We start from the raw sequence: 24,167 nt of genomic DNA on the forward strand, positions 1-24,167 counted from the left end.
GACAAACCATAATTTAGATTGCTTTTTTTTCTGGGTTTCATTGTTATTTTTTATTGGTTTACGTTGTAAAACGCTTTAATGTAGCGTATTGAAAAGATATAATATGTAAAATAATTTTATAAACGCAACAGAGTTGCATTTATAAGTTTTTGTTATATATTTGCGCCAAAATCTATAAAACACAAAAAAATGAAAGTATTCAAAGTTTTAAGCTATGTGCTAGTTTTAAGCATTATTACGTCCTGTTCAAATGACGATGCAGATGATATTACAAACGATTCTCAAATTGTTGAAGATGAACATACCGCTTTACTTATTTCCGATTCGGAATCCAATGTTCTAAATTTTTTAAAGCCTTACGATAACACAATTCAAGATTTTGAGGCCAGTTTTAGCGGCGGTAGTATTTATGCAACCGAATCTGGAATTTATGGCGTAATTACGCACAGAAGTAATAATTTTACTGAAACCTTTAATTTTGGAGGAGAGATTCCTCATGGTAGTCATAGTCATGATCTTGGAGAGCAAGGTATGGCAGCTATAAGTTTTGAAAGCCAAAGTCCAACACACTTTAAATCAGAGCATGGTTATGTTGCGGTTTATAATGATGGCGATGCTACGTTAAGCCTGTTTAATGAAAGCAGTATACATAATGGATCTTCTCCTGTAAGAACTATTAATACGGGTTCTGCAGCTCATCATGGTGCTATGGTGGTTTTTCCAAATGGAACGTTAGCAGTAACCGAATTGGGTAATGGCGCAGGTTTACCAGAATCGGCTAAAATTATTAGTCAAAATGGAGAGATTCTTTTTGAAGATAAACCGGTAATTGTAACTTCTGGCATTCATGGAAATGCAGGCCATGATGATGTTGCTGTTTTTGGATCAAATTCTGGAGTTTTGGTTGTAAAAAGTAATGGAGACCAAAGCTTAATTAATTACCCAGACGATTTTGAAGACGATGTTTGGTTTGGAAGTTTATTAAGTACTAATGATGCCAATTTGTTTGTAGGATATACAGGTAGTAAAGGGGCTTATTTTATTAATATTGCAGATGAAGAAATAACACCAATTCTTGAGAGTAGTAATTTGTTCAAATGTATCAAGTCCAAAGATGGCGACTTGATAGCAAGTTTAACAAAAACAGGTCTTTTAAATATTACTGAAGTGTCAACAGGACTAGTAAAATATCAAGGGAAATTAAATATTGCAATGGATACCGAAGCTACCGATCATGGCTCTGTAACTAGTAATATTGATTTAAGTGAAGATTTTATTTATGTATCTATTCCAACACAGAAAAAAATAATTCAAATAGAACTTAATGATTTAAGTAATATGAAGGAATTTAATCTTAATATTACGCCTTATCAATTTAAAATTTTAGGTGCTCATTTTGATCATTAGTAAAATAAATAAGGAAAAAAAAGCACGTATTACTATACGTGCTTTTTTTTTAGTATTATTTGGGTGTACGATGCTTTTATAGCAAAATCGCTTTTATATTAGTAAGTAGAAGTTTAAATGTAGTTGGTTTTTACTTACTACAAGATTCGCAGTTACCTTGAATTAAAATTTGAGAAACTTCAACTTGTCTATTAGGAATATTAGGTAGAGCAACTTCAATTTCTAAACAATCTACTTTACCACAATTTAAGCATTGAAAATGTGGATGAGAATCAAAATGTTGCGCATGGGTACAAGAATTACATTTTGCATACCATTTAATGCCACTTTTATCCAAAAAGGAATGCACTACGCCGTCGTCTTCTAATTTGTCTAATACGCGGTATACCGTAGTTTTATTAACCTTTGCACTAAGACGTTTAATTAATTCGATGGCAGAAATGGCACCTGTACTATTGCTAAATTCGCTAAGTAAAAGTTCAATAGATTGTGTTTTTCTAATAATTCCCATAGAACAAAGTTATTACAACTAGGTTGAAATTACAAATTATATAATTACTTTTGCAACTTAGTTGCGTTAACAAAAAAATAAATGAAATTAGTTTTAGTTAAACCAGATGTTTTTGGAGCAGTAGCAAGTTTTTTATGCGTAGTGCATTGTGTGGCTACACCTTTTCTATTTGTAGCTCAAGTTTGTTCCTTAGATGGTTGCGAAACCAGCCCAATTTGGTGGAGCAGTTTAGATTATATATTTTTAATTATTTCCTATTTCGCGGTAGCTCGTTCAACGAAAAACAGTTCAAAACTATATATAAAATCATTACTGTGGATTAATTGGTTTTCTTTATTGTTATTAATTGTAAATGAAAAATTTCAGTTCGTTTCAATACCTGAAACTATAACGTATTTAACAGCACTATCTTTAGCAGTATTGCATCTGTATAATTTAAAATTTTGTCAATGTAAAAACAATACCTGTTGTAGTTAAAATACTAAACGTAGAGTTATTAAATATAGGAGCACAGCACTTATAGCCTTATCGATAAGCTAAACTATTTCAGCACCACAGACATAGCAATATTTTGCTTCGCTACGTACATCGCTAGTTAAGCACTCTTTACAGGTTTTAGTTTCTATTATAACCTGTTCTTCTTCTTTTACTTCTACTTTTTTCTGCGAAGCAAACTCTGCAGTAACAATACCGGTTGGTACAGCAATAATACCGTAACCAATTATCATAATAACAGAAGCTAGAAATTGCCCTAAAGGTGTAACAGGAGCAATGTCTCCATAGCCCACAGTTGTTAGGGTTACGATTGCCCAATATACACTTCTTGGGATACTGGTAAACCCACTACCTTGATCTCCTTCAATAAGGTACATAACGGTTCCTAGAATAACACAAATAATAACTACAAACGATACAAAAACCGCGATTTTAACTCTACTAGCTCGCAGTGCTTTTAAAAAATTATTGGATTCGCCCATAAAACGGGCTAGTTTTAAAATTCTAAAAATACGCATTAAGCGTAATGCTCTTAAGGCTACTAAGGAGTGCGATCCTACCAAGAAAAACGATAAGTATTTGGGTATTGTAGATAGTAAATCTATAACGCCATAAAAACTAAATACATATTTTTTAGGGCTCGAGTTGGTAATAACTCTTAAAATATATTCGATAGTAAAAAGAATGGTTATTATCCATTCGGCAATGTTAAGGAAACTATGGTATTTGGCATCAATAGTATTTACACTCTCAAGCATTACCAATAAGATACTTGTAAGTATTACTACTAAAAGTACAAGATCGAACAATTTTCCAGCCGGTGTATCCGAGTGATAAATAATTTTATAGATCCTAGTTTTCCAATGTTTATCGAATAACTTTTTCATGATATCAAATGTAACAAAAAGTTATATTAATTAATGGCAGCAGCTTAGTTGGTTTTTTAAGAAGTAAGGTTTTAAGTTAAAGTTTTTGCAAAAAAATACCGAAAAAACAGAAAATAGAAAAATAAATAAAGTGAATGAATTCATATTTTAATCTAAGCTAATAATTTTTAAACGTTTATTCTTTCGCAAGTAATTTTGAATAATATGCTGCGCATCTCTATTATTTTCCATGGGTGTAATAATGGATTCTAATACCTTAAGATTCGTTATTTGGTAGTTTAAATTGAAAAAGCCTATGCCTTTAAAAACGCCATTTTCAATTAGTATAGCACTGCGCTCATCGACCGCTCGACCTCTATCGACTATAACCATATTTTTGTTGGAATAGCTGTTTTTTTCAATTAAAGCCTCAACACGTTTGTTGTAAGATTCTGCAGATTCTTTTTGGATACAAGCGCCTTCGCAAGCTTTAATATCGTATCCAAAACAACTTGTTTTTGTTTTATATAAACCAGCAAGCTTTTGGCATAAGTTATAATCTTCAACCGCTCTAGTAATAAAACTTTTTCCGCTCTCGCGATTACTAAAGGTTGTTATGGCTTTTTTACGACCATCGGCCACATCAATTTTAAGATTTAAATAGCCGTTATCGTCTTTAAAAACATATAAGGCATGGGTAAATGAAGATCGACGTAACGCTCTATTATGTAGCGGCTTATTCTTTTTAATTTCTTCGCTTTCTTTTAGTAGTGCTACCAATTCGCTACCTGTAGCTTCGTACGTTACCGAGGCTACTTTAGATTGTAGTTTTTTTGATTTGGAATTGGTGCCTGTAAAATGCTGATTAATACGCTTTTTTATATTGTTACTCTTGCCAATATAAATAATGTCGCCATCGGATTTATGAATGTAATAAACGCCAGTTGTAGAGGGTAAAGTTTCAATAATATCTAATAGCTTGGGTTCCATTTTTCGCTTGGTACTAAGCTTTATAGATTTTTGTATAATGGTTTTAGTGGTGTCTTTTGCTAGTAATAATTTAAATAGTTTTACGGTGGCTAAAGCATCGCCAGAAGCCCGATGTCTGTCGGTTACAGGAATACCTAAAGAGCGCACTAATTTTCCTAGACTATAAGAGTCCTGATCTGGAATTAAGTTTTTAGAAAGTTCTACAGTACACAGGGTTTTACGCTGGTACTCGAAGCCTAATCGTCTAAATTCTGTGCTTAAAATGCGGTAATCGAATTGGGCATTATGCGCCACAAGAATACAGTCTTGAGTAATTTCTACTATACGCTTAGCAACCTCATAAAATTTAGGTGCATTACGAAGCATATTACTATTAATACCGGTTAGATTTACTACAAAAGGTTGGATATCGCGTTCTGGGTTTACTAAGCTTATAAATTGATCGACCACCTCATGACCATCAAATTTATAAATAGCAATTTCAGTTATACCTTCTTCATTAAATTTACCACCTGTGGTTTCTATGTCTAGTATTGCGTAAATAGTATACCTTTATTTTTTAATTTGTATAATTTCTTGAACCAAATATACTACTTCCAACTCGAATCATTGTACTACCCGCTGCAATTGCTAAAGGAAAATCGCCACTCATACCCATACTAATAGTTTTTAAGCTGCAGTATTGGGTTTGTAAGGCTTTTAAAGCTTCGAATGCAAATTTTAAACGATTGAACTCCTTGGTTATTTGGTTTTCATCAGTAGTAAAAGTAGCCATTCCCATAACACCAACCACATTAATATTTTTTAATTCTGAAAATTTTTCCGACTGAATAATTTCTGATGCTTCTTCAAAAGACATTCCAAATTTAGAATCTTCTGATGCTATTTTTAGTTGAAACAAGCAATCAATTACACGATTATGTTTTTTTGCTTGCTTATTAATTTCTTTTAATAATTTGTAATTATCAACACCATGAATTAAGCTCACAAATTCGGCCATGTATTTAACTTTATTCCGCTGCACGTGGCCAATCATGTGCCATTCAATATCTTTTGGCATGTCTTGGTATTTTTCTACCATTTCCTGGATTTTATTCTCTCCAAAAATACGCTGACCCGCCTCATAAGCTTCCATTAAATCGCTAACAGGTTTGGTTTTTGAAACGGCTACTAAAGTAACATGCTCCGGGAGTTTAGCTTTTATGTTGTTTAGGTTTTCTTTAATGCTCATGTATCTATAAATTCTGTTTTATTAATTTAGAAAAAGCCTCTAAATCGTTAACATTATAAAAAATATGTTATGGGATGTAAATAGGTTGATTTTCAGCAATATATATTAACCAATAGTTGTTTTTTGAAACGGCTTTTTGGCTGCTATTCGCCACTAATTTCGATTCATTTCCTACTCTTTTAAAATACAAATACGCATTATTAAAAGATAAATGGGTTTCTGAAAATACGGGGTTATGGCCTTTTAAACCTGTCCAAAAATAGAGGTAAATTGATATTATGAAAGGGTATGAAAATGAGAAAATAATAAAAAAGGTACTAAAACTATCGTTTCCAAACTTAGGTAAATTGAAAATAGCAATAAGTATCATGATGAGGTAAAGCCACCATGATTTTTTAAATCGAGTTAATAAAACAATTTTATAATAGTTCTCTTTAGTTAATGAAAAAGCCTTGGTTTCAATCATTATTTTAAAAACTGTTTCGAAACTTTTTCTGCTTTTCTACTTTCGGAATAATCGTAAAACCCTTCACCAGATTTAACTCCTAATTTACCTGCTTGCACCATATTAACTAATAATGGGCATGGGGCATATTTAGGGTTTTTAAAACCGTTATACATTACATTTAAAATAGACAAGCAAACATCTAGTCCAATAAAATCGGCAAGTTGTAATGGTCCCATTGGGTGTGCCATTCCTAACTTCATTACGGTATCAATGTCATTAACACCAGCAACACCATTGTAAAGGGTTTCAATAGATTCGTTAAGCATGGGCATTAAAATGCGATTGGCTACAAAACCAGGGTAGTCGTTTACTTCAACAGGGTCTTTTCCTAAAGTTTCAGAAAGTTCCATAATGGTTTTAGTAACGGTATCGCTTGTGTTGTATCCTCTAATTATTTCAACCAGTTTCATGATTGGAACCGGATTCATAAAATGCATACCAATAACTTGCTCTGGTCTAGATGTTTCAGCTGCAATTTGGGTTATAGATATGGACGATGTGTTACTAGCTAAAATGGCAGCTTTTGGACACGCTTGGTCTAATTGCCTAAATATTTTAAGTTTTAGGTCTAAATTTTCGGTAGCAGCTTCTACAACTAAATCAATGGTTTTTACAGCGTCTTCTAAATTGGTATATGTGCTTATATTTGCTAAAGTATTAGTTTTATCTGCTTCCGAAATTTTTTCTTTAGCAATCATTCTATCTAAATTCTTAGCAATAGTATTCATGCCTTTTTCTAAAGCGGCTTCATTAATATCTATAAGCGAGACTTTAAATCCAGATTGCGCAAAGGTATGCGCAATACCATTACCCATAGTGCCTGCACCAATTACTGCAATTTTTTTCATTTAAAAAGCATTTATTATTTGGGTGGCCACACGAAGTGCTTCGGTACCATCATGTAAAGAAACAATAGGTGTCGTGTTGTTATTTATAGCATCGGCAAAGGTTTCTAATTCATCTAAAATGGAATTGTTTTCTAATACCGATGGGTTATCAAAATAGATCTGTTTTTTTACGCCTTCGGCATTTTGTAACACCATATCGAAATCGCCAGGGGTTTCTGGGGCATCTTTCATTTTTACCACCTCACATTTTTTAGTAAGAAAATCTACAGAGATATAAGCATCCTTTTGAAAAAAGCGTGCTTTACGCATGTTTTTAAGAGAAATTCTACTCGCTGTTAGGTTGGCAACACAGCCATTTTCGAACTCTAAACGCGCATTGGCAATATCTGGAGTATCACTAATTACCGAAACACCACTTGCCGAAATATGTTTAACCTTAGATTTTACAACGCTAAGTATAATATCAATATCATGTATCATTAAATCTAAAACCACAGGAACATCGGTACCTCTAGGGTTAAATTCTGCCAATCGATGTGTTTCGATAAACATAGGCGAATTAATTTCATCTTTAACAGCAAGATAAGCCGGATTAAAACGCTCTACATGGCCTACTTGTCCGCGTAAATTATGTTGTGCTAGCAGTTCTCTAATGTGTTCTGCCTCTTCAACCGTATTTGTTATAGGTTTTTCAATAAAAACATGTTTGCTTTTGGCAATAGCTTGTTTTGCACAATCGTAATGCGATAGGGTTGGTGTAACAATATCAACCATATCAACCGCATCAATAAGCGCATCTATAGAGTTAAAAAATTTATATCCAAATTCGGCTTCTACCTTTTTACCGTTTGTTTCATCGGCATCATAGAACCCAACAAGGTCGTATTTTGTAGATTGTTTAAGAAGTCTTAAATGAATTTTTCCTAGGTGGCCAGCACCAAGAACTCCAGCTTTTAGCATAATTTATACGTTTTCAACAAAAATAAGATAATTAAAAGATGAAGTTAGGAAATTAATCTAAAAATTTGGCTTATAAATGACGAAAAATAAAATCTCAATAAATAGTTTTTAGCTTAAAAATGTTTGCCTAATTTTATCCAACTAAACCACGCCAACATTGAAAGACACATTTAAGCATCAAGGATTAAGACTGCAGCTCGTTAAAATATTAGAAAACAAAGGGATAACAGATACCCGTGTTTTAAACGCCATAGGTAAAATACCGAGGCATTTGTTTATGGATTCTAGCTTTTTAGACCATGCTTATCAGGATAAAGCATTTCCTATTGGTGCAGACCAAACCATTTCTCAACCTTATACGGTGGCTTTTCAGTCGGAATTACTAAAAATTAAACCGGGAAGTAAGATTCTAGAAATTGGAACAGGAAGTGGATATCAAACTGCTGTTTTATGCGAATTGGGCGCTAAAGTTTATAGTATTGAGCGCCAAAACGAGTTGTTTAAAAAAACGAGTAAGTTTCTACCTAAATTAGGTTATCGTGCTAAGAAGTTAATTTTTGGCGATGGTTATATAGGACTTGTAGACGAGGCACCTTTTGATGGCATAATAGTAACCGCGGGAGCACCTTTTGTACCAAAACCCTTGTTAAGCCAGTTAAAAATAGGAGGTAGACTTGTTATTCCTGTGGGCGACGATGTGCAAATCATGAATATGTTTACCAGAAAAGGTCCTAAAGAATTTGAACAAGAAGAGTTTGGCGAGTTTAGATTTGTGCCTTTGTTGGAGGATAAAAATTAGGGTTTTATTTCTTTTTGAAAATACCAAACAACTCATTGCCCTGTCGTGGCGTAATGGAATTATAGCAACCCACTAAAGTTATGATATTAAAAAAGGGCTCGAAATAGCCTAAATATTCTTGTTTAGAACCACCAAAAGGACGTTTTTCCATATCGCCTGTTAATGGCATTGAAAACCATAGGCCCACTAGTTTCCCATTAGGGTTTAGTAGTTCGTGCATTTTAGCAGCGTATTGTTGTCGGCTACTTTTTGTAGGAGGGAAGGAGCAGAAAAAGGTTTGCTCTATAATTAAATCGTAGGTGTTGTTATGTGTAAAGAAATCGCCTTGAATGGCTTGGTGAACGGGGAATTCTGGGATGCGTTTTTTTAAGGCATCCAAAGGTTCTTGAGAAATATCCAACACATAAACATTTTTAAAGCCCTTTTTAAACAGATATTCGGCTTCGTAGGCATGTCCTGCACCAGGAATTAAAATTTTTAAACCCTTGTTTTCTAATTGATCTATATATGCTTTTAGTGGTGCCGATGGCGCGCCAATATCCCAACCAGTTTGGTTTTCTAAATAGCGTTGTGTCCAATAAGTTTCTTCTGTATTAGAATCCAGCATACCACAAATGCTTAGTTTAAATACCTTGCAGGAATAGGATGTTTATCCGTTTCTTGAGACCAAAACACATTAACAATCCACCAACGTTCCCCATCATTTAATAATTGAATACTATTTATACCTCGCATAAAAGGCGCTGGGTCTGTTTTGCTTTTAAAACATTCGTAAGTGCTAAAAACTTGAGCAATATTACCAAATACATCCACGTTTCTATGTATTTCTTTTTCTATAAATCCGTTTTCAACAAGCCATTTTCCAGAGCTTTTTATGTAATCTCCAGGAGACATATAAACGACTTTTAAATGCCCTTCTTTATCTTTTCCAGAAGCTATCAATTTAGCATCAGATGAAAACAGAAATTTAAATTGTTTCCAATTTCTTTCTTCATCTTTCTCGCCCGAAATAACGTTATATAAGGTTTCTATAGTTTTATCTAAGGTTAAAACAGAAGTACTATCTACTATAAATTCCACGGTTTCTTTTTCAGGTTTTTCGCCTTTGTCTTTCTGTTTATCTTGAGCCTGAAGGTTTATGGATAAAACACTAAGCAAAACAAGAATTAATAACTTTTTCATGTTGTAGATTTAAAATTGAAAATTAGTAAAAATTAACTAGTCAAAGCGTTAAAAAATATATAATACTATTTGTACGCTTTCTTTATCCTGTCTAAATCACGTTTATTATCTCGATCTTTAATTGTTTCGCGTTTGTCAAACAATTTTTTACCCTTAGCCAATGCAATATCTAACTTAGCGTAACCTTTATCGTTAATAAATAGGCGTAAAGGAATAATAGTTAACCCAGAATTTTGCACTTCCTTATTTAACTTTTTTAATTCCTTTTTATTTAAAAGTAGTTTTCTAGTTGCTTTTGGTTTATGGTTATAGTAGTTACCAAAGGCATATTCTTGAATAGTCATATTCACCACAAATAGTTCACCATTTTCGCTAAACTCGCAAAAACTTTCGGCTATAGAGGCCTTACTACTTCTTATAGATTTAATTTCGGTACCCGTTAATACAATACCAGCGGTATATTTATCGAGTATTTCGTATAGAAAGCGTGCTTTCTTATTTTGTATGTTTATGTTTTTTTGCATGCCGCACAAAATTACAGAATTTCATTCGAATTTAATTAAAAGTTAAACAAACATTAATAGATAATAAAGATTTAACCAGAAGCACTATTTTAGTAAGCATGAAAAAAATGTGTTATACATTTATATTATTGGCCTTTTTGGTGTCTTGTAAGAGTGTTGAAAAACATAATACACAAATTACCAAGTTGCATACGATACAAGACTTACATCAAGATATCGATAAGCTATATAAGCAACTTAAACGCCATCATCCTAAGTTATATCAATACACACCTAAAGCGGTTTTGGATTTTAAGTTTGATAGTTTAAAACAAGCCATTAATCGACCTATGGATTCCAGAGCGTTTTATAAGCAATTAGCTCCGGTTGTGGCACAAGTTAAGCAAGGTCATGTTTCGGTTGGGCTAGAAGGTAAGCGGTTTACAAGAAAAGAACTTAAGGCATTAAAAAAGAAAAAATTTGAGTTCTACGATTTAGATATCGTTTATCTAGAGGGTAAACTTTGGGTAAAAAATTATAAAGGAAACGATTCTACTTTAATAGGAAAAGAAATTGTGCGTATTAATGGCGAGTCGGCAACAAAATTGGCAGAAGTATATAAAACACGTTTTGCTTCCGATGGTTATAATAAAACACTGTATAACAGATATGTGTCTAAATCGTTTTCATTGTATTATTACAGAGATAAAGGGTTTCTAGATAGTTTACAGGTAACTTTTAAGGCTAAGGATTCGGTGTTTTCAAAAGTATTAAGGCGCATCGATAAAAATCCAAAAAAAGATAATAAGGATTCCATTAGCGCTTCCGCGGAAGACATAAAACCTAAAAAACGTAGTCTAGAGGATAAAAAAGAAAATAGACTAGCAAAAAAACAATTTAGAAAACAAAAAAGGAAACGAGGGTATATACCAAAGGATAAAAACTTTACCAGAAATTTTAAATACATAGGAAAAGATAGCACAATAGCCTATATGAAATTAAGAAGTTTTACCAACGGCAATTATAAACGTTTTTATAAAGAAGTTTTTGCTAAAATAGATGCCAAAAACACCTCCCACTTTATTCTAGATTTAAGAGATAATGGAGGCGGAAGAATAGCCGAAATAGACTATTTATATGGCTATTTAGCTAATAAGCCGTTTCAATTTATTAAAGAAAGTGAGGTAATGAGTAGGACCCCATTTATAAAATCTGTAATGAGTAATACCATACCTAATAGTATAAAAGTAATAGGTTCTTTGTTTTATCCCGTGGTTGCGACTTATAGTTTAATAAAAACTAAAACGTATAACGATAAAATTTATTTTAATTTTAATAAGTACACCAAAATTAAAGCCCCTAAGCCATTAGCATATACCGGAAAGTTGTATGTCTTAATAAATGGTAATTCGTTTTCGGCATCCTCAATACTCTCTACCCATTTAAAAGCTACAAAGCGCGCTACATTTATAGGGGAAGAAACTGGAGGCGCGTATAATGGAACCGTAGCAGGCGTTTTCAAAATTTATAAATTACCGGAGTCTCAGGTTAAAGTGGGCTTTGGCTTAATGCAAATAGAGGCGCCACAAAAGCAAAATCCAGATGGCTTTGGTATTAAACCCGATGTTAAGGTGGTACCAAATATAATGGATATTCAATCGGGTATTGATACCGAGTTAGAGTGGATTCTTAAAGATATTTATAATTTAGATTAATTTCCTCAAAAAAACTGTTAATCCATTAATAACCTTGAATCTAAATTTGTATTTTTGATTTTCGATTTATAAATAGAAAATCTCAAAATTATTATATGAATTCATACGATGTAGCCATTATTGGTTCTGGACCCGGAGGATATGTTGCAGCCATACGTTGCGCACAATTAGGCATGAAAACTGCCATTATAGAAAAATACTCAACATTAGGAGGAACCTGTTTAAATGTAGGTTGTATACCAAGTAAAGCACTTTTAGATTCTTCGCACCATTACGACGATGCGGTAAAACATTTTGAAGAGCATGGTATTGAAATTCCTGGTGAGGTAAAAGTGAATTTAGAGAAAATGATTGCTCGTAAACAAGCTGTTGTTGACCAAACCACTGGAGGTATTGATTTTTTAATGAAGAAAAACAATATTGATGTGTACCAAGGTTTAGGTAGCTTTAAAGATGCCACTCATATTACTATTAATGGTGAAGAAACAACCGAGATTGAAGCAAAAAACACCATTATTGCTACAGGTAGTAAACCATCAAGCTTACCATTTATAAATATTGATAAAGAACGCATCATAACATCAACCGAAGCTTTAAAACTTAAAGAAATCCCTAAACATTTAATTGTTATTGGTGGTGGTGTTATTGGTTTAGAGCTAGGTCAAGTTTACCGTCGTTTAGGTGCGGAAGTTACTGTTGTTGAGTACATGGATAGAATTATTCCAACAATGGATGCTGGCTTATCTAAAGAATTAAACAAAGTTTTCAAAAAAGCGAAGTTTAAAATGCAGGTTTCTCACAAAGTGAAATCGGTAGAGCGCGTTGGCGACGAAGTAATTGTAAAAGCCGATAACAAAAAAGGAGAAGAAGTTGAGTTTAAAGGCGACTACTGTTTAGTTTCTGTAGGGCGTAAGCCGTATACCGATGGTTTAAATACTGAAGCTGCAGGAGTAAAATTAGACGATAGAGGTCGTGTTGAAGTAAATGCGCATTTACAAACATCGGCATCAAACATATATGCTATTGGAGATGTTGTTAAAGGTGCTATGTTAGCACACAAGGCAGAAGAAGAAGGTGTTTTTGTTGCCGAAACTTTAGCAGGACAAAAACCACATATCGATTATAACTTAATTCCTGGTGTGGTTTATACATGGCCAGAAGTAGCTGCTGTTGGTAAAACAGAAGAGCAACTTAAGGAAGCAGGTGTTAATTATAAAGTAGGATCTTTTCCAATGCGTGCCTTAGGTAGAAGTAGAGCAAGTATGGATTTAGATGGATTTGTAAAAATTCTTGCAGATAAAACTACCGATGAAATTTTAGGTGTACATATGATTGGAGCTCGTGCTGCAGATATGATTGCCGAAGCGGTTGTTGCTATGGAATACAGAGCCTCTGCCGAAGATGTTTCTCGTATGTCTCACGCACACCCAACGTTTACAGAAGCTATTAAAGAAGCGGCTTTAGCTGCCACTGAAGATAGAGCGTTACATATCTAATTCCTGCGAAGGCAGAAATTTCAAAATAGAAAAGGCTGACTTTAATAATTAAAGTCAGCCTTTTTAATATAATATATAGGTTGTTTTTTAAAACAAATCATTTAAAACCTTAGCCAAACGAATGCCGGCAATTTGTAACTGACTTCTAACGGTATTAAAGTTCTCGTAAGAGTAGCGGTATTTTAAGTTATCACCTAGTTTAGCAGATGCATATACCTTTTTAGTAAGTTCGTGCGTTTCGTTTACCCAATCAACAACAGTACCTTTCTGTAAGGCTTTTACTTGTTTTTTAGATAAAACATCAGCGTTTTCGGCAAGTTCATTATAACTCATACCAAAACTCTTTATCATATCTGTATCCCAAACGCGATGTAAGTTGGAATCTTCATAAAACCACTGTACTTTAAAATCGTTACCACCTTTATCTTCTTGTAAGCCTACGTGCATAGGTTGGTGTAAATCGCCCACTAAATGTATTAATAGTTTAAGGTAAAATGCTTTATCATCATCAGTTGCATTTTTATCACTTATTATGGTTTTGCAAAATTCAATACCAGTAACTAAATCGCCTTTAGGGTTTACTTTAGAGTCTTCATAGTTTTCATCATGAGACATATTAATATAGTGCCAAGTATAAAACTCATTGTAGCGTTTATCAGATTTTATTTCATCGGCAAATGTTGATACAAAAGCCAAAGATTTTCTTTTTAAAAGGCGTTTAACCTGTCTTTTTGTTTTGCCACATAAATAATCGTCGGCAATTTTACCAACAACACGGTGGCCGGTGGCTCCCCAAAAATCATCAAAAGCATGACTCTTGTACGGTAAAATAAAGAAAATAACTATAAGGCTTGTGTAAATGAATTTCATAAATTTTGATTTTGAGCAAATTTAGCAATATCATTAATAAGTTAAGATGTTAAAATGAGCCTTAACAAAAGTTTAATTATGGTATCTATCGTAGCACGAAGTAATTGTGAAAATTATATTAAGTCATTGTTTTTTAGTTTTTTATGGGGTTTAGTTTAGGGAAATCCGAAGAATTACCTTTTAGTTTGTACGTAATTTATTAATTTTTAGTGTTTTTTGTGACTCTTTGCAAAAGGTTGTGTCTTAAAACCGTATAACAACTAAATAGCGAAAGCTAATTTTGAAAACCCTAAATAACATTACTAAACTATCGGACGAAGATTTGGTGAAAGCCATTGTGGAAACCAATAATACCTTGCTTTTTGAAACCTTGTATGATAGGTATTCTACTTTAGTTTATAATAAATGCTACGGATTTGCAAAAGATGGCCATGAAGCTAAAGATTTAACACAAGATATCTTTTTAAAACTCTTTGTTAAATTGGGTAGTTTTAAAGGAAAATCTAAGTTTTCAACTTGGCTTTATGCTTTTTCATACAATCACTGTGTTAATTATGTAACAAGAAATACAGCTAAAAAGTTTGAAAAAGATTCTGTTGATTATAAAGATTTAGAAAATCTATCGGAAGACGAGGAAGATGATAGTAGTTTCTTAAAAATGAAGGTTGATAAGTTGAAAGTGGCTTTAGAATTAATTTCTCCAGAAGAGAAGATGATTTTATTGATGAAGTATCAAGATAACCTTTCTATAAAGGAAATTGTAAGTGCTATGGAGATTGGAGAAAGTGCGGTTAAAATGCGAATTAAACGCGCTAAAGACAAGCTAATAGCAGTGTATAACGAAAACCAAAATTAATGGAAGATCCATTTAAATTAATAAACCAGCCTCTTAAAGAAGTTCCACCGGAACTTAAAAACAAGGTAATGAGCGATATTGCTATGGCAAAGCTTATAATGGATTTGGCTTCATTATTTTCATATAACATAGGAGATGTTATAGAAACTGTAATGAAGAATAGAAATTCTGATAATTAAATTTTAACCAATACAACCCTAACAATAAAAAATAAGTAAAATGGATAAAGCAACACAATGGAAAGACATGGCCATGGAATCTTTAACAACGATGTGGCTTGAAATATCAAAAATATTTCCGAATATAATAGGTACTATTATTGTACTTGTATTTGGATGGCTAATAACAAAATTAATAGTTAAGGTTATTAAAAAAGCTTTAAAGCTAGCTAAGGCAGAAAAGTTAGATGATGCTATTAATGAAATAGAAATTGTAGAAGGCAAAAAACTAAATTTCGATACCATAAAAATTGTATCAAATTTTGTTAAGTGGGTTATGTATATCATGCTATTTATTATGGCATCGGATATTATGAACCTTACCATGATCTCAGAGCAAATTAGCAACTTATTAGGCTTATTACCGCAATTGTTTGCTGCGCTTGTAATATTTACAGTAGGATTAATTTTAGCCAACCTTATTAAGAAAGGTATAAAATCGTTTTTTGAATCTATGGATTTATCTGGAGCAAAAATGATTAGTCAGGTGGTCTTTTTTCTTATTTTAATTTTTGTATCCATTACAGCATTAAATCAAGCGGGCATAGATACCGAGATTATAACGAGTAATTTAACCATGATTTTGGCAGCCTTTTTAATAGCCTTTGCACTAGCTTTAGGTTTAGGAGCACAAAAGGTAGTAGCCGATTTGCTAAGAACTTTTTATACAAGAAAAACCTACGAGTTAGGACAGAAAATAGAATTTAATAATTTAAAAGGAAGAATTGAATCCATAGACGGGATAACAGTAACCATTAAAACTGAAGAAGGAAAATTAATAGTACCAATTAAAGATATTGTAGAGAGTCAAGTAAGTATACAGGATTAACTTTAAGTTAGGGTTAAAATTTGGTTGGTTACTTTTCTGTACACCGAAAAACTCTCTACTCTTATATTACACCTCTTTCGTTATGAGTCTTATCATAACTTAAGAGGTTTTTTTATTTAAAAAAGTAATTATCGCAGATGGTTTTAATTGTTTTCCTTTTTTTAAAATTCAGCTAAAAATTATAAATTAGGTTTTTTCTGTCAAAAATAATTACACATCAACGATTAAATATGTTTTTAATCGATTTGGTTTACCAATTCTGTTTAAAAAGTGCATCGGGTTATCTATTCTGTAATATTGGGGTATCAATAACCAATAACCCTTTTAATTTTGACAGACGAACAATTAGTATCCGCAATAGTAGTAAAAAAAGACTCCGCTTTATTTGAAATTTTATACGATAGATTTTCAAAGCGTATTTACAACAAATGTTATTCTTTTGTAAATGATGAAGACGAAGCTAAAGATTTAACTCAAGACATCTTTTTAAAGTTATTTGTAAAACTTTCAAGTTTTAAAGGAGATTCTAAATTCTCAACTTGGGTATATTCTTTCACTTATAATCATTGTGTAAATTATTTATCTAGAAGTAAAGTAAAAAAATACGAAAAGCGTTTTCCTGAGTTTTATGATGCAGCCGATTTAACTGAAGAAAGTTATAGTAACCAAGATTTGGTTGACAAGTTAAACTACGGTTTAAGCATGATTTCTGCCGAAGATAAATCCATATTATTATTAAAATATCAAAACGATTTATCTATTAAAAATATTGAAGAGGTTATGGGGTTAGGAACAAGCGCGGTTAAAATGAGAATAAAAAGAGCAAAAGAAAAGTTAGTTAACACTTGTGCTCTGGTATAACAAGTAAATTGTAGTTAGTTATATATAAACAGAGTTTTCTATAAGTTAGGGTTAATTTGGTTGGTTAATACTTGTTAATATTGAAACTATCTATATTTAAATCCCTTTTCATTAATTTGGAAAGGGTTTTTTTGTTTTTAATACTTTTCTAAAATCTGTAATACATCCTTTTTATAACTTCTACTTATGGTTAAGGCGGTGTTATTAATGGTTATTTCCTCGTTAGTAAAAGATTCTATATGTTTTAATGCTACAATGTAAGATCGGTGTATTCTTAAAAATTGAGCATTAGGTAGTTTGGCTTCTATAGCGCTAATAGTTTCTCTGGTTACAATGTTTTTATTTTATAAATAAAAACATAGGTTGTTGCAATAGTAATAGGCATTAAAAACAACGAGAAGGATAATACATAACTAAAATCGCTACTATCTACACCAAAAAAATAGGTGTAAAACAGCAAGACCCCGCACCAAAAGGCAAAGTGAAGTATTACCCGTCCTATTTTTTTTAAAATGAATTGCTTTGTTAGCATTACAAATGTTTTAGGAATTTTGTCAATTCGAGTGTGTTTTTACTCATTTTTAGGAGTGAAATTTGTTTCGAGTATATAATATTCCGTTTTAAAATGTATTATTCCAGCGGAAACTGTGCTTAGCTAAATAAAGTAAAAACACATTTCGGTTTACAATACAATAATACTATAAATTTTAAGGGCTTAAATATTTTGTAGACGAATAACCGATTTAATTACCGTTTTAGCATATTGCTGTTTTAATTGCTAAATTCGTTATCCGTCGCATTTTAATTTTTAGTACACATTAAGGCTATATGTTTGTACCATGTTTAATTAAAACCAATTAATTATGTTTATGTTATCAGTTGTTTTCTTGAATGTTTTTGTAGATAGATTTATGGAAGGCGGACCACTATTTATGTCCTTAATATTAATTTGTCTGTTGTTGGCTATAGCGTTTCTCGTTATGGGCTTTGTTAATTTGAAAAAGGATGTATTGAAATCTAAAAAAATGACCAAACTAGCATCCGATGTTAGTATATTAGGTTTAGTATTTGGGTTTTTGGGTTCTACAATTGGCATGATTACAGCCTTTGATGCTATAGAGTCCATTGGCGGTATTAGTCAAGGTATGATGGCCGCAGGACTTAAAGTAGCCTTTTTAACTACCGTATTTGGCTGTATTACATTTATTTTACCACGAATTGGCATTATTATTTTAAGAGGCTTACAGAAAGGTTAGTAGCAATAGCGGTTCTTCATCAATCAATTAATCAAATTATTTAAAATCTCTTTTTCATTAGGTTGAAAGGGAGGTTTTCCATGTTTTAATAAATCCTTGCTTGCGCTAGCTTTGAAAATAAAAAAAACAAAGCGACTAATAAAAAACGAGTAATAATTATACTTGGCAGATAGGTGCGTTAGGGATTGAACGGCATGTTTGAGCTCCCCGACGTAGAAGGGAGCGAGTAGTGAAAGCCCGACCCTTTAGGGGTAACGCCCAAAAACAACTATTAAAAAGAACCTTAAAAGCTAAATTCTGAGAACGTAAACCACTAAAAACTACCGCTGAAAACTGCGACTTATTTCCTCTTATTTCGCCTGTTATAATTTTTATCGCCTCGAGTTTTTGGCTTTTTGTACTTGGCAGCAATTTTAAATTTATAGGAGCCACCTAAGTTTTCTTTGGAGTTTTTCTCGGATTTTTCATGAAATGCTGGTCCGGGAACATCGTCGTCTCTACGTTTGTTAGGGTTGTTACGTTCTTTTATTTGCGGACGTTCCTCTTCAATAAGATCGGTAGAGATGGTTACGGTTTCTGGAATTTCTAGAACCGGAATGGTCATTTTCATTAACAACTCGATATTTTCGATAGCTTCTTGCTCGTTTTTGGTAGTAAAAACAAGAGCTTCACCTTCTCGTTCCGCACGACCTGTTCTACCTATACGGTGCATGTAGTTTTCGGGGAAATCTGGTGTATCGAAGTTAATAACATGCGATACGTTATCGATATCTAAACCACGTGCCATAACATCGGTTGCCACTAAAATACGGTTTTCGCCATTTCGAAATTGCTCGATACTACGTAGCCTGTAATTTTGTGTTTTATTGGAGTGGATTACGCATAACTCGTCGTGAAAACGCTCATCCAAGTTATCGAACAAACGGTCTGCCATACGTTTATAGGCCACAAAAATTAATACTTTATTAAAGTGTTCTTTATCTTTTAATAAATGGGTTAATAAATTAACCTTGGTGTAAAAGTTAGGCACTATGTAGCGCTGTTGCGATATATTATCTAGCGGTGTTCCAGAAACGGCAATAGATACGCGCTCTGGAGTTTTAAAGAAATCGTTTATTAGTAAATCGACATCTTGGGTCATGGTTGCTGAAAACATTATGTTTTGGCGCTTTTCTGGTAGGATGTCGAAAATGTTTATTAATTGGTGTCTAAACCCTAAATCGAGCATAACATCCACCTCGTCAATTACTAATTTTTGTATAGATTTAAGTTGTAAAACTCGTGTTAAGGCTAAATCGTAAAGGCGACCAGGTGTGGCTACTAAAATATCGATACCTTCGGCAATGGCTTGTTTTTGGGTGTTTATATTGGTGCCCCCGTAAACCCCTAAAACACGATTGTTTATGTATTTTGATAGTTTTTCTATTTCGTCTACAACCTGTACAACTAGTTCTCTTGTAGGTACTAAAACTAAAACTCTTGGGTTATCTTGCTTCGAAAATTTTAAGTTTTTAAGTATAGGCAGCATATAGGCATAAGTTTTACCGGTACCTGTTTGTGCTATACCAACCACGTCTTTACCAGATGCCACAATATTAAACGCTTGCTCTTGTATAGGCGTAGGGGTTGTAAAACCTAAGTCGCTAAGTGCGTTAAGTAAAGGTGTGTTTAAATTTAAATCTTCAAAATGTGCCATAAGTTTTTGTAATACTACTGTTGTTTGTTTTGCAATTGTACTTAGGTCTTTATAAATAAAGCTCTAACTAAGTTTAAATTACAACATAGTGTTATTTAGGGCGCAAAGTTAAGCTTATTTATTCTGTTAGACTAAATGGCTTTTATGTATTTCAATACTATAGGTGGCTTGGTAGCTTTTATTTGGGGCTAAACTAATAATTCCTTCTTTTTCTGTTAGGTTTTGGTTAGTGTCTTCGTTATCTGCAATACCTAGCCATGGCTCAATACATACATAGTTGCCGTTTGGTTTTGCCCATAGGCCTAAATAGTCGAAATCATGGTAGCTAACCGTTAAAATAGGGCCGTGGTTGGCGCTTTTTAAGGTCACTTTTTTAGATTTTAAATCTTTAAAAACAAGCGCGTCTCTTTTAAATATATCGCGGTTTAGGATAATGCTGTTAGAATTAAAAAATACGTGTTCGGTATTAGAGGATATTAAACCATTAGCCATATTTATTAAATGGGTTTTAGAGTTTTCGGGGTGTTCAAACTCTAAAGTGTAATCTTCGTAGTTTTCATTTTGGTAAACAGGGCATTTAAAAGCGGGGTGGCCACCAACCGAAAAATACATGGTAGTATCATCTAAGTTTTTTATGCTATGCTTTACTTCAATAGTGTTTTCCGTTAATGTGTACGTAATTAAAAACTCAAATTTAAAAGGGTATTTTTTTATTAAATCGTTATTACTAATAAGTTTAAAAGTAATACTGTTTTTAGTTTGTTCAAGTAGGGTGATATCTTCATTATTTCTTATAAAACCGTGTTTAGGTAACGTATAAGGTTTTCCTTCAAAAATATAGGTATCATCTTTTAGCGCGCCAATTATAGGGAATAGGTTAGGTGCGTAACTGCCCCAAATATCGGGGTCTGCATGCCACATAAAAGCGGTGTTGTTTTTTAAACCTGTTATGCCACATAACTCTGCACCTGTTTTTTTAATGTCTATTTTAAGTATATTATTTTCTAAGCTGTACATGAATTTTTCAAATTTAAAACAAGGTACAAAAATCTTCAATTTTAAAAAGCGGATTACTGATTATTGATGGTAATAGAATATCAATTTTATTAGAAGCAATAATAAAACTTCTGGGTTTTGCTGAAAATAATTGATAAAATTTTAGACAGGCTTTATGTATTCTAATTAACTTTGCTTAGAATTTATTTCGACTTAAAGTTAAAATGAATTCTTAATAATTTATTTAATTGAGGACAAAACGAATTCATACTTTCGAGGATATCGAAAAATTTAAGACCCAGCTGCTTAATTGGGCACAACAATTTGATGAAGTTGTATGGCTAGACTCTAACCCAAAGACCAACAAAAACGGGCAAAAGCATTATAGTTACGATGCTATTTTAGCGGTAGAAGCTTTTACGAGTATTAAAACAGATTACCATCAAGGTTTCGAGAAACTTAAAGAGTACCAAGGCTATACAAACGATTGGATTTTTGGTTACCTAACCTACGATTTAAAAAACGATACCGAAGCTTTAAAGTCTAGTAATTTTGATGGCTTAGGCTTTTCAGATTTGTGTTTCTTTCAGCCAAAAAAGGTGTTTTTAATTAGTGGTAACCAAGTTGAAATTCAATATTTAAATTTTGTTGACGACGAAATTGACGACGACCTACTAGCCATAAAAATACGAACCCAAGTCGCTCGCGGACAAGCCTATTCCGATATTAAAATTAAGCTACGTACCCATAAAGATGCTTATTTCGAGAAGGTAAACACCATGCTAGAGCATATTTACCGCGGCGACATTTACGAGGCCAATTTTTGCCAAGAGTTTTATGCCGAAAACAAGGAAATTAACCCTCTGGAAACCTACCAAAAACTCAACAGTATTTCCAAACCGCCCTTTGCAGCGTTTATAAGGTTGGAAGATAAGTATGTACTTAGTGCTTCGCCAGAGCGTTACTTAAAAAAGGCAGGCACTACCGTAATTTCGCAACCCATAAAAGGGACGGCAAAACGAGCAATGAATACCGCCGACGATAATTTGCTAAAAACCAATTTGCATAAAGATAAAAAGGAACGTAGCGAAAACATTATGATAGTCGATTTAGTGCGTAACGATTTATCAAAAACCGCATTAAAAGGCAGCGTAAAAGTGGAGGAGTTATGTAAAATTTACACCTTCCAGCAAGTGCATCACATGATTTCTACAATCACGTCTCAGGTAGATCCAAGCACCCATCCGGTCGATATTATAAAAAGCACATTCCCAATGGGTAGCATGACGGGAGCGCCAAAATTATCGGCCATGAAAATTATAGAAACCCTCGAGGATAGCAAGCGCGGAATCTATTCTGGTGCCATCGGGTATTTTACGCCCACGGGCGATTTCGATTTTAACGTTGTAATACGAAGCATTCTCTATAATAAAACCAAAAAAAATGTCTCGTATTCCGTTGGTGGCGCCATAACAGCCAAAAGCGACCCCTTAAAAGAGTACGAGGAATGCCTTATTAAAGCCAAGGCCATGCGCGATGTTTTAGAAAATTAAAAGGTTTATGGCGCCTGCCTGCCTGCCGGCAGGTCTTTTTTTGCCATTTATGGCAGCAAAGAAAGGATGCCGTTTCAATCCCTTGCGTACGCATCTGCCAACACAGGTTTTAAAACAGGAATCTATGGCATATTTTAAAAATTTTGGGCCTTCGCAACTTTTGCGAGAATAAAATAAAACTTAACTTTGAGCGTGCACAATACATTACAAACTCATATCAATAAAAACCTATCGTTTTTAAACGACGGTAAAATACTAATCGCTATTTCTGGCGGAATAGACAGCGTGGTACTAACTCATTTATGTCACCAATTAAAACTAGATATAACTTTAGCACATTGCAATTTTAATTTAAGAGGTGCCGAAAGTGATGCCGACGAAGCATCGGTAGTTCAACTTGCCGATAAATTAAACGTAGAAGTCTTTGTAGAACGTTTCGATACGCAAACTTTTGCTACAGATGCTAAGTTGTCCATTCAAATGGCGGCACGCGAGTTGCGTTACAATTGGTTTAACGATTTAGCCAATCAATTAAAATTTGATTACATATTAACCGCACATCATGCCGACGATAATCTAGAAACATTTTTAATCAATTTTACAAGAGGAACAGGGTTAGAAGGTCTCACAGGAATACCCGAAGTTAATGGTAAGTTTGTGCGCCCATTATTACCATTTTCATCTCAAGATATCGAAAACTATGCCGCCCAAAATAACATATTTTGGCGCGACGATAGTAGTAATAAATCGGTAAAATATTTACGAAATAAATTAAGGCACCAAGTTATTCCTATTTTAAAGGAAATAAACCCTAGTCTGTTACAAAGCTTTCAAAATACACTCAATAATTTAAAGGAAACAAATCATATTGTAGAAGATAGTGTCGATGCTTTTTTAAGTAAAGCTATCGAAAATATTGAGGGTAACGAAGTACGGTTTAAAATTGCCGAATTTAAAAAACTTAACAACCCTAAGCCATACCTTTATGAGGCATTAAAGGAATTTGGTTTTACACAATGGGACGATATTGTTAGTTTATTGGATGGCGAAACCGGTAAGCAAGTATTTTCTAACACCTACCGATTAATAAAAAATAGAGCGCATTTATTGCTAAGTAAAATAGATGTAGAGCATCATAAATCTATTTCAGTTTTAAAAAACGATAGGCAAGTAAAAACACCTTTTGGTATCTTATTTTTCGATGAAGCCGACGCTATTTTTGGAAAACGAACCAATGTTATCTATGTCGATAAAAGCAAGCTACAGTTTCCTTTAACCATTAAGAAATATGAAGAAGGCGATGTGTTTTATCCGTTAGGAATGACTGGAAAGAAAAAAGTAAGCAAGTATTTTAAAGACGAAAAATTATCACTTTTAGATAAAGAGCATACATGGCTTCTATATTCGGGCAAAGACATTGTTTGGGTAATTAACAGGCGCGCCGATAACCGGTTTAGAGTAACAGACAGTACCCAGGAAATTTTAAAAATAGAGTTGAAATAGCAAATAGCTGTAAAGTCT

The 24,167-nt window shown here is 33.2% G+C and carries 25 protein-coding genes; 11 read left to right on the forward strand and 14 right to left on the reverse strand.

The window, feature by feature from the left end; genetic code table 11:
* Positions 1-189: 189 nt before the first annotated feature.
* On the forward strand, positions 190-1,407 hold the full coding sequence (locus tag BMY96_RS05485) for a hypothetical protein (protein WP_092850103.1): 1,218 nt from the start codon (positions 190-192) through the stop codon (positions 1,405-1,407).
* 130 nt (positions 1,408-1,537) lie between these two features.
* On the opposite strand, the gene BMY96_RS05490 is transcribed toward BMY96_RS05485, so the two are convergent.
* Positions 1,538-1,918 (reverse strand): Fur family transcriptional regulator, encoded by a 381-nt coding sequence (locus BMY96_RS05490; protein ID WP_092850105.1) that lies wholly within the window; start codon positions 1,916-1,918, stop codon positions 1,538-1,540.
* An 81-nt stretch (positions 1,919-1,999) separates the two neighbouring features.
* On the opposite strand from BMY96_RS05490, the gene BMY96_RS05495 reads away from it, so the two are divergent.
* Positions 2,000-2,395 (forward strand): MerC domain-containing protein, encoded by a 396-nt coding sequence (locus BMY96_RS05495; RefSeq protein ID WP_092850108.1) that lies wholly within the window; start codon positions 2,000-2,002, stop codon positions 2,393-2,395.
* 59 nt (positions 2,396-2,454) lie between these two features.
* Here BMY96_RS05495 and BMY96_RS05500 read toward each other — a convergent pair whose 3' ends face one another.
* The 6 genes from BMY96_RS05500 to BMY96_RS05525 form a co-directional block, all read right to left on the reverse strand.
* Complete coding sequence (locus tag BMY96_RS05500; RefSeq protein ID WP_092850110.1) at positions 2,455-3,300, reverse strand: ion transporter; 846 nt, start codon at positions 3,298-3,300, stop codon at positions 2,455-2,457.
* Between the two features lie 147 nt (positions 3,301-3,447).
* The gene (locus BMY96_RS05505; RefSeq protein ID WP_092850113.1) at positions 3,448-4,812 is read right to left on the reverse strand and encodes an exonuclease domain-containing protein; all 1,365 of its coding nucleotides are present in this window, start codon (positions 4,810-4,812) and stop codon (positions 3,448-3,450) included.
* A 16-nt stretch (positions 4,813-4,828) separates the two neighbouring features.
* Positions 4,829-5,500 carry a YggS family pyridoxal phosphate-dependent enzyme gene (locus BMY96_RS05510; protein WP_092850119.1) on the reverse strand — a complete coding sequence of 224 codons (672 nt, stop codon included), beginning with the start codon at positions 5,498-5,500 and terminating at the stop codon, positions 4,829-4,831.
* A 67-nt stretch (positions 5,501-5,567) separates the two neighbouring features.
* On the reverse strand, positions 5,568-5,966 hold the full coding sequence (locus tag BMY96_RS05515) for a hypothetical protein (RefSeq protein ID WP_092850122.1): 399 nt from the start codon (positions 5,964-5,966) through the stop codon (positions 5,568-5,570).
* Positions 5,966-6,856: a 3-hydroxyacyl-CoA dehydrogenase family protein gene (locus BMY96_RS05520; RefSeq protein WP_092850126.1), complete on the reverse strand. Its 891-nt coding sequence runs from the start codon at positions 6,854-6,856 to the stop codon at positions 5,966-5,968. The genes BMY96_RS05515 and BMY96_RS05520 overlap by 1 nt, the downstream gene beginning before the upstream one ends.
* The gene (locus tag BMY96_RS05525; protein ID WP_092850132.1) at positions 6,857-7,816 is read right to left on the reverse strand and encodes a Gfo/Idh/MocA family protein; all 960 of its coding nucleotides are present in this window, start codon (positions 7,814-7,816) and stop codon (positions 6,857-6,859) included.
* A gap of 157 nt (positions 7,817-7,973) precedes the next feature.
* Here BMY96_RS05525 and BMY96_RS05530 point away from each other — a divergent pair, with 157 nt between their 5' ends.
* Complete coding sequence (locus tag BMY96_RS05530) at positions 7,974-8,615, forward strand: protein-L-isoaspartate(D-aspartate) O-methyltransferase (protein ID WP_092850134.1); 642 nt, start codon at positions 7,974-7,976, stop codon at positions 8,613-8,615.
* Between the two features lie 4 nt (positions 8,616-8,619).
* On the opposite strand, the gene BMY96_RS05535 is transcribed toward BMY96_RS05530, so the two are convergent.
* The 3 genes from BMY96_RS05535 to smpB all read right to left on the reverse strand — a co-directional run bounded on the left by BMY96_RS05535 (position 8,620) and on the right by smpB (position 10,321).
* Complete coding sequence (locus tag BMY96_RS05535; RefSeq protein WP_092850136.1) at positions 8,620-9,222, reverse strand: methyltransferase domain-containing protein; 603 nt, start codon at positions 9,220-9,222, stop codon at positions 8,620-8,622.
* Between the two features lie 11 nt (positions 9,223-9,233).
* The gene (locus BMY96_RS05540; protein WP_092850138.1) at positions 9,234-9,797 is read right to left on the reverse strand and encodes a hypothetical protein; all 564 of its coding nucleotides are present in this window, start codon (positions 9,795-9,797) and stop codon (positions 9,234-9,236) included.
* Positions 9,798-9,862: 65 nt separating this feature from the next.
* Positions 9,863-10,321 carry an SsrA-binding protein SmpB gene (gene smpB / locus BMY96_RS05545; protein ID WP_092850140.1) on the reverse strand — a complete coding sequence of 153 codons (459 nt, stop codon included), beginning with the start codon at positions 10,319-10,321 and terminating at the stop codon, positions 9,863-9,865.
* A gap of 107 nt (positions 10,322-10,428) precedes the next feature.
* Between smpB and BMY96_RS05550 the strand changes: the two genes are divergently transcribed.
* Positions 10,429-12,015, forward strand: a complete 1,587-nt coding sequence (locus BMY96_RS05550; RefSeq protein WP_245750552.1) for a S41 family peptidase — start codon at positions 10,429-10,431, stop codon at positions 12,013-12,015.
* 95 nt (positions 12,016-12,110) lie between these two features.
* Entirely contained in the window at positions 12,111-13,511 is a 1,401-nt protein-coding gene (lpdA, locus tag BMY96_RS05555; RefSeq protein ID WP_092850145.1) for a dihydrolipoyl dehydrogenase, read from the forward strand.
* A gap of 87 nt (positions 13,512-13,598) precedes the next feature.
* Here the strand turns inward: lpdA and BMY96_RS05560 are convergent, their stop codons facing one another.
* The gene (locus tag BMY96_RS05560) at positions 13,599-14,381 is read right to left on the reverse strand and encodes a S1/P1 nuclease (protein WP_092850147.1); all 783 of its coding nucleotides are present in this window, start codon (positions 14,379-14,381) and stop codon (positions 13,599-13,601) included.
* 280 nt (positions 14,382-14,661) lie between these two features.
* Between BMY96_RS05560 and BMY96_RS05565 the strand changes: the two genes are divergently transcribed.
* From BMY96_RS05565 to BMY96_RS05580, 3 genes are all read left to right on the forward strand, one after another.
* A complete protein-coding gene (locus BMY96_RS05565) occupies positions 14,662-15,237 on the forward strand; it encodes an RNA polymerase sigma factor (protein WP_092850150.1) in 576 nt (191 codons plus the stop codon).
* Between the two features lie 219 nt (positions 15,238-15,456).
* Entirely contained in the window at positions 15,457-16,284 is an 828-nt protein-coding gene (locus BMY96_RS05575; protein WP_092850157.1) for a mechanosensitive ion channel family protein, read from the forward strand.
* A gap of 330 nt (positions 16,285-16,614) precedes the next feature.
* Positions 16,615-17,145 (forward strand): RNA polymerase sigma factor, encoded by a 531-nt coding sequence (locus BMY96_RS05580; RefSeq protein WP_092850160.1) that lies wholly within the window; start codon positions 16,615-16,617, stop codon positions 17,143-17,145.
* A 137-nt stretch (positions 17,146-17,282) separates the two neighbouring features.
* Here the strand turns inward: BMY96_RS05580 and BMY96_RS05585 are convergent, their stop codons facing one another.
* Positions 17,283-17,480 carry a LytTR family transcriptional regulator DNA-binding domain-containing protein gene (locus BMY96_RS05585; protein WP_092850910.1) on the reverse strand — a complete coding sequence of 66 codons (198 nt, stop codon included), beginning with the start codon at positions 17,478-17,480 and terminating at the stop codon, positions 17,283-17,285.
* 528 nt (positions 17,481-18,008) lie between these two features.
* Between BMY96_RS05585 and BMY96_RS05595 the strand changes: the two genes are divergently transcribed.
* Positions 18,009-18,401: a MotA/TolQ/ExbB proton channel family protein gene (locus tag BMY96_RS05595; RefSeq protein WP_092850163.1), complete on the forward strand. Its 393-nt coding sequence runs from the start codon at positions 18,009-18,011 to the stop codon at positions 18,399-18,401.
* Positions 18,402-18,741: 340 nt separating this feature from the next.
* Here BMY96_RS05595 and BMY96_RS05600 read toward each other — a convergent pair whose 3' ends face one another.
* Positions 18,742-20,097 carry a DEAD/DEAH box helicase gene (locus BMY96_RS05600; protein ID WP_092850166.1) on the reverse strand — a complete coding sequence of 452 codons (1,356 nt, stop codon included), beginning with the start codon at positions 20,095-20,097 and terminating at the stop codon, positions 18,742-18,744.
* Positions 20,098-20,223: 126 nt separating this feature from the next.
* A complete protein-coding gene (locus tag BMY96_RS05605; protein ID WP_092850169.1) occupies positions 20,224-21,114 on the reverse strand; it encodes an aldose 1-epimerase family protein in 891 nt (296 codons plus the stop codon).
* 227 nt (positions 21,115-21,341) lie between these two features.
* Between BMY96_RS05605 and pabB the strand changes: the two genes are divergently transcribed.
* Together pabB and tilS are read left to right on the forward strand one after the other, a co-directional pair.
* Entirely contained in the window at positions 21,342-22,646 is a 1,305-nt protein-coding gene (pabB, locus tag BMY96_RS05610) for an aminodeoxychorismate synthase component I (RefSeq protein WP_092850171.1), read from the forward strand.
* Between the two features lie 192 nt (positions 22,647-22,838).
* Complete coding sequence (gene tilS / locus BMY96_RS05615) at positions 22,839-24,149, forward strand: tRNA lysidine(34) synthetase TilS (protein WP_092850912.1); 1,311 nt, start codon at positions 22,839-22,841, stop codon at positions 24,147-24,149.
* Positions 24,150-24,167: the final 18 nt, after the last annotated feature.

The organism is Algibacter pectinivorans, from assembly GCF_900112595.1.
GTDB lineage: Bacteria > Bacteroidota > Bacteroidia > Flavobacteriales > Flavobacteriaceae > Algibacter_B > Algibacter_B pectinivorans.

Bases quoted from the DNA above. Each gene is read 5' to 3' on its own strand.
- BMY96_RS05575 (WP_092850157.1), top strand. From the start codon at position 15,457: ATGGATAAAGCAACACAATGGAAAGACATGGCCATGGAATCTTTAACA.
- BMY96_RS05540 (WP_092850138.1), bottom strand. From the start codon at position 9,797: ATGAAAAAGTTATTAATTCTTGTTTTGCTTAGTGTTTTATCCATAAAC.
- BMY96_RS05500 (WP_092850110.1), bottom strand. From the start codon at position 3,300: ATGAAAAAGTTATTCGATAAACATTGGAAAACTAGGATCTATAAAATT.
- BMY96_RS05510 (WP_092850119.1), bottom strand. From the start codon at position 5,500: ATGAGCATTAAAGAAAACCTAAACAACATAAAAGCTAAACTCCCGGAG.
- BMY96_RS05515 (WP_092850122.1), bottom strand. From the start codon at position 5,966: ATGATTGAAACCAAGGCTTTTTCATTAACTAAAGAGAACTATTATAAA.
- BMY96_RS05525 (WP_092850132.1), bottom strand. From the start codon at position 7,816: ATGCTAAAAGCTGGAGTTCTTGGTGCTGGCCACCTAGGAAAAATTCAT.
- BMY96_RS05485 (WP_092850103.1), top strand. From the start codon at position 190: ATGAAAGTATTCAAAGTTTTAAGCTATGTGCTAGTTTTAAGCATTATT.
- smpB (WP_092850140.1), bottom strand. From the start codon at position 10,321: ATGCAAAAAAACATAAACATACAAAATAAGAAAGCACGCTTTCTATAC.
- BMY96_RS05605 (WP_092850169.1), bottom strand. From the start codon at position 21,114: ATGTACAGCTTAGAAAATAATATACTTAAAATAGACATTAAAAAAACA.
- BMY96_RS05550 (WP_245750552.1), top strand. From the start codon at position 10,429: ATGTGTTATACATTTATATTATTGGCCTTTTTGGTGTCTTGTAAGAGT.
- BMY96_RS05535 (WP_092850136.1), bottom strand. From the start codon at position 9,222: ATGCTGGATTCTAATACAGAAGAAACTTATTGGACACAACGCTATTTA.
- BMY96_RS05600 (WP_092850166.1), bottom strand. From the start codon at position 20,097: ATGGCACATTTTGAAGATTTAAATTTAAACACACCTTTACTTAACGCA.
- BMY96_RS05520 (WP_092850126.1), bottom strand. From the start codon at position 6,856: ATGAAAAAAATTGCAGTAATTGGTGCAGGCACTATGGGTAATGGTATT.
- BMY96_RS05595 (WP_092850163.1), top strand. From the start codon at position 18,009: ATGTTTATGTTATCAGTTGTTTTCTTGAATGTTTTTGTAGATAGATTT.
- lpdA (WP_092850145.1), top strand. From the start codon at position 12,111: ATGAATTCATACGATGTAGCCATTATTGGTTCTGGACCCGGAGGATAT.
- BMY96_RS05560 (WP_092850147.1), bottom strand. From the start codon at position 14,381: ATGAAATTCATTTACACAAGCCTTATAGTTATTTTCTTTATTTTACCG.
- BMY96_RS05490 (WP_092850105.1), bottom strand. From the start codon at position 1,918: ATGGGAATTATTAGAAAAACACAATCTATTGAACTTTTACTTAGCGAA.
- BMY96_RS05495 (WP_092850108.1), top strand. From the start codon at position 2,000: ATGAAATTAGTTTTAGTTAAACCAGATGTTTTTGGAGCAGTAGCAAGT.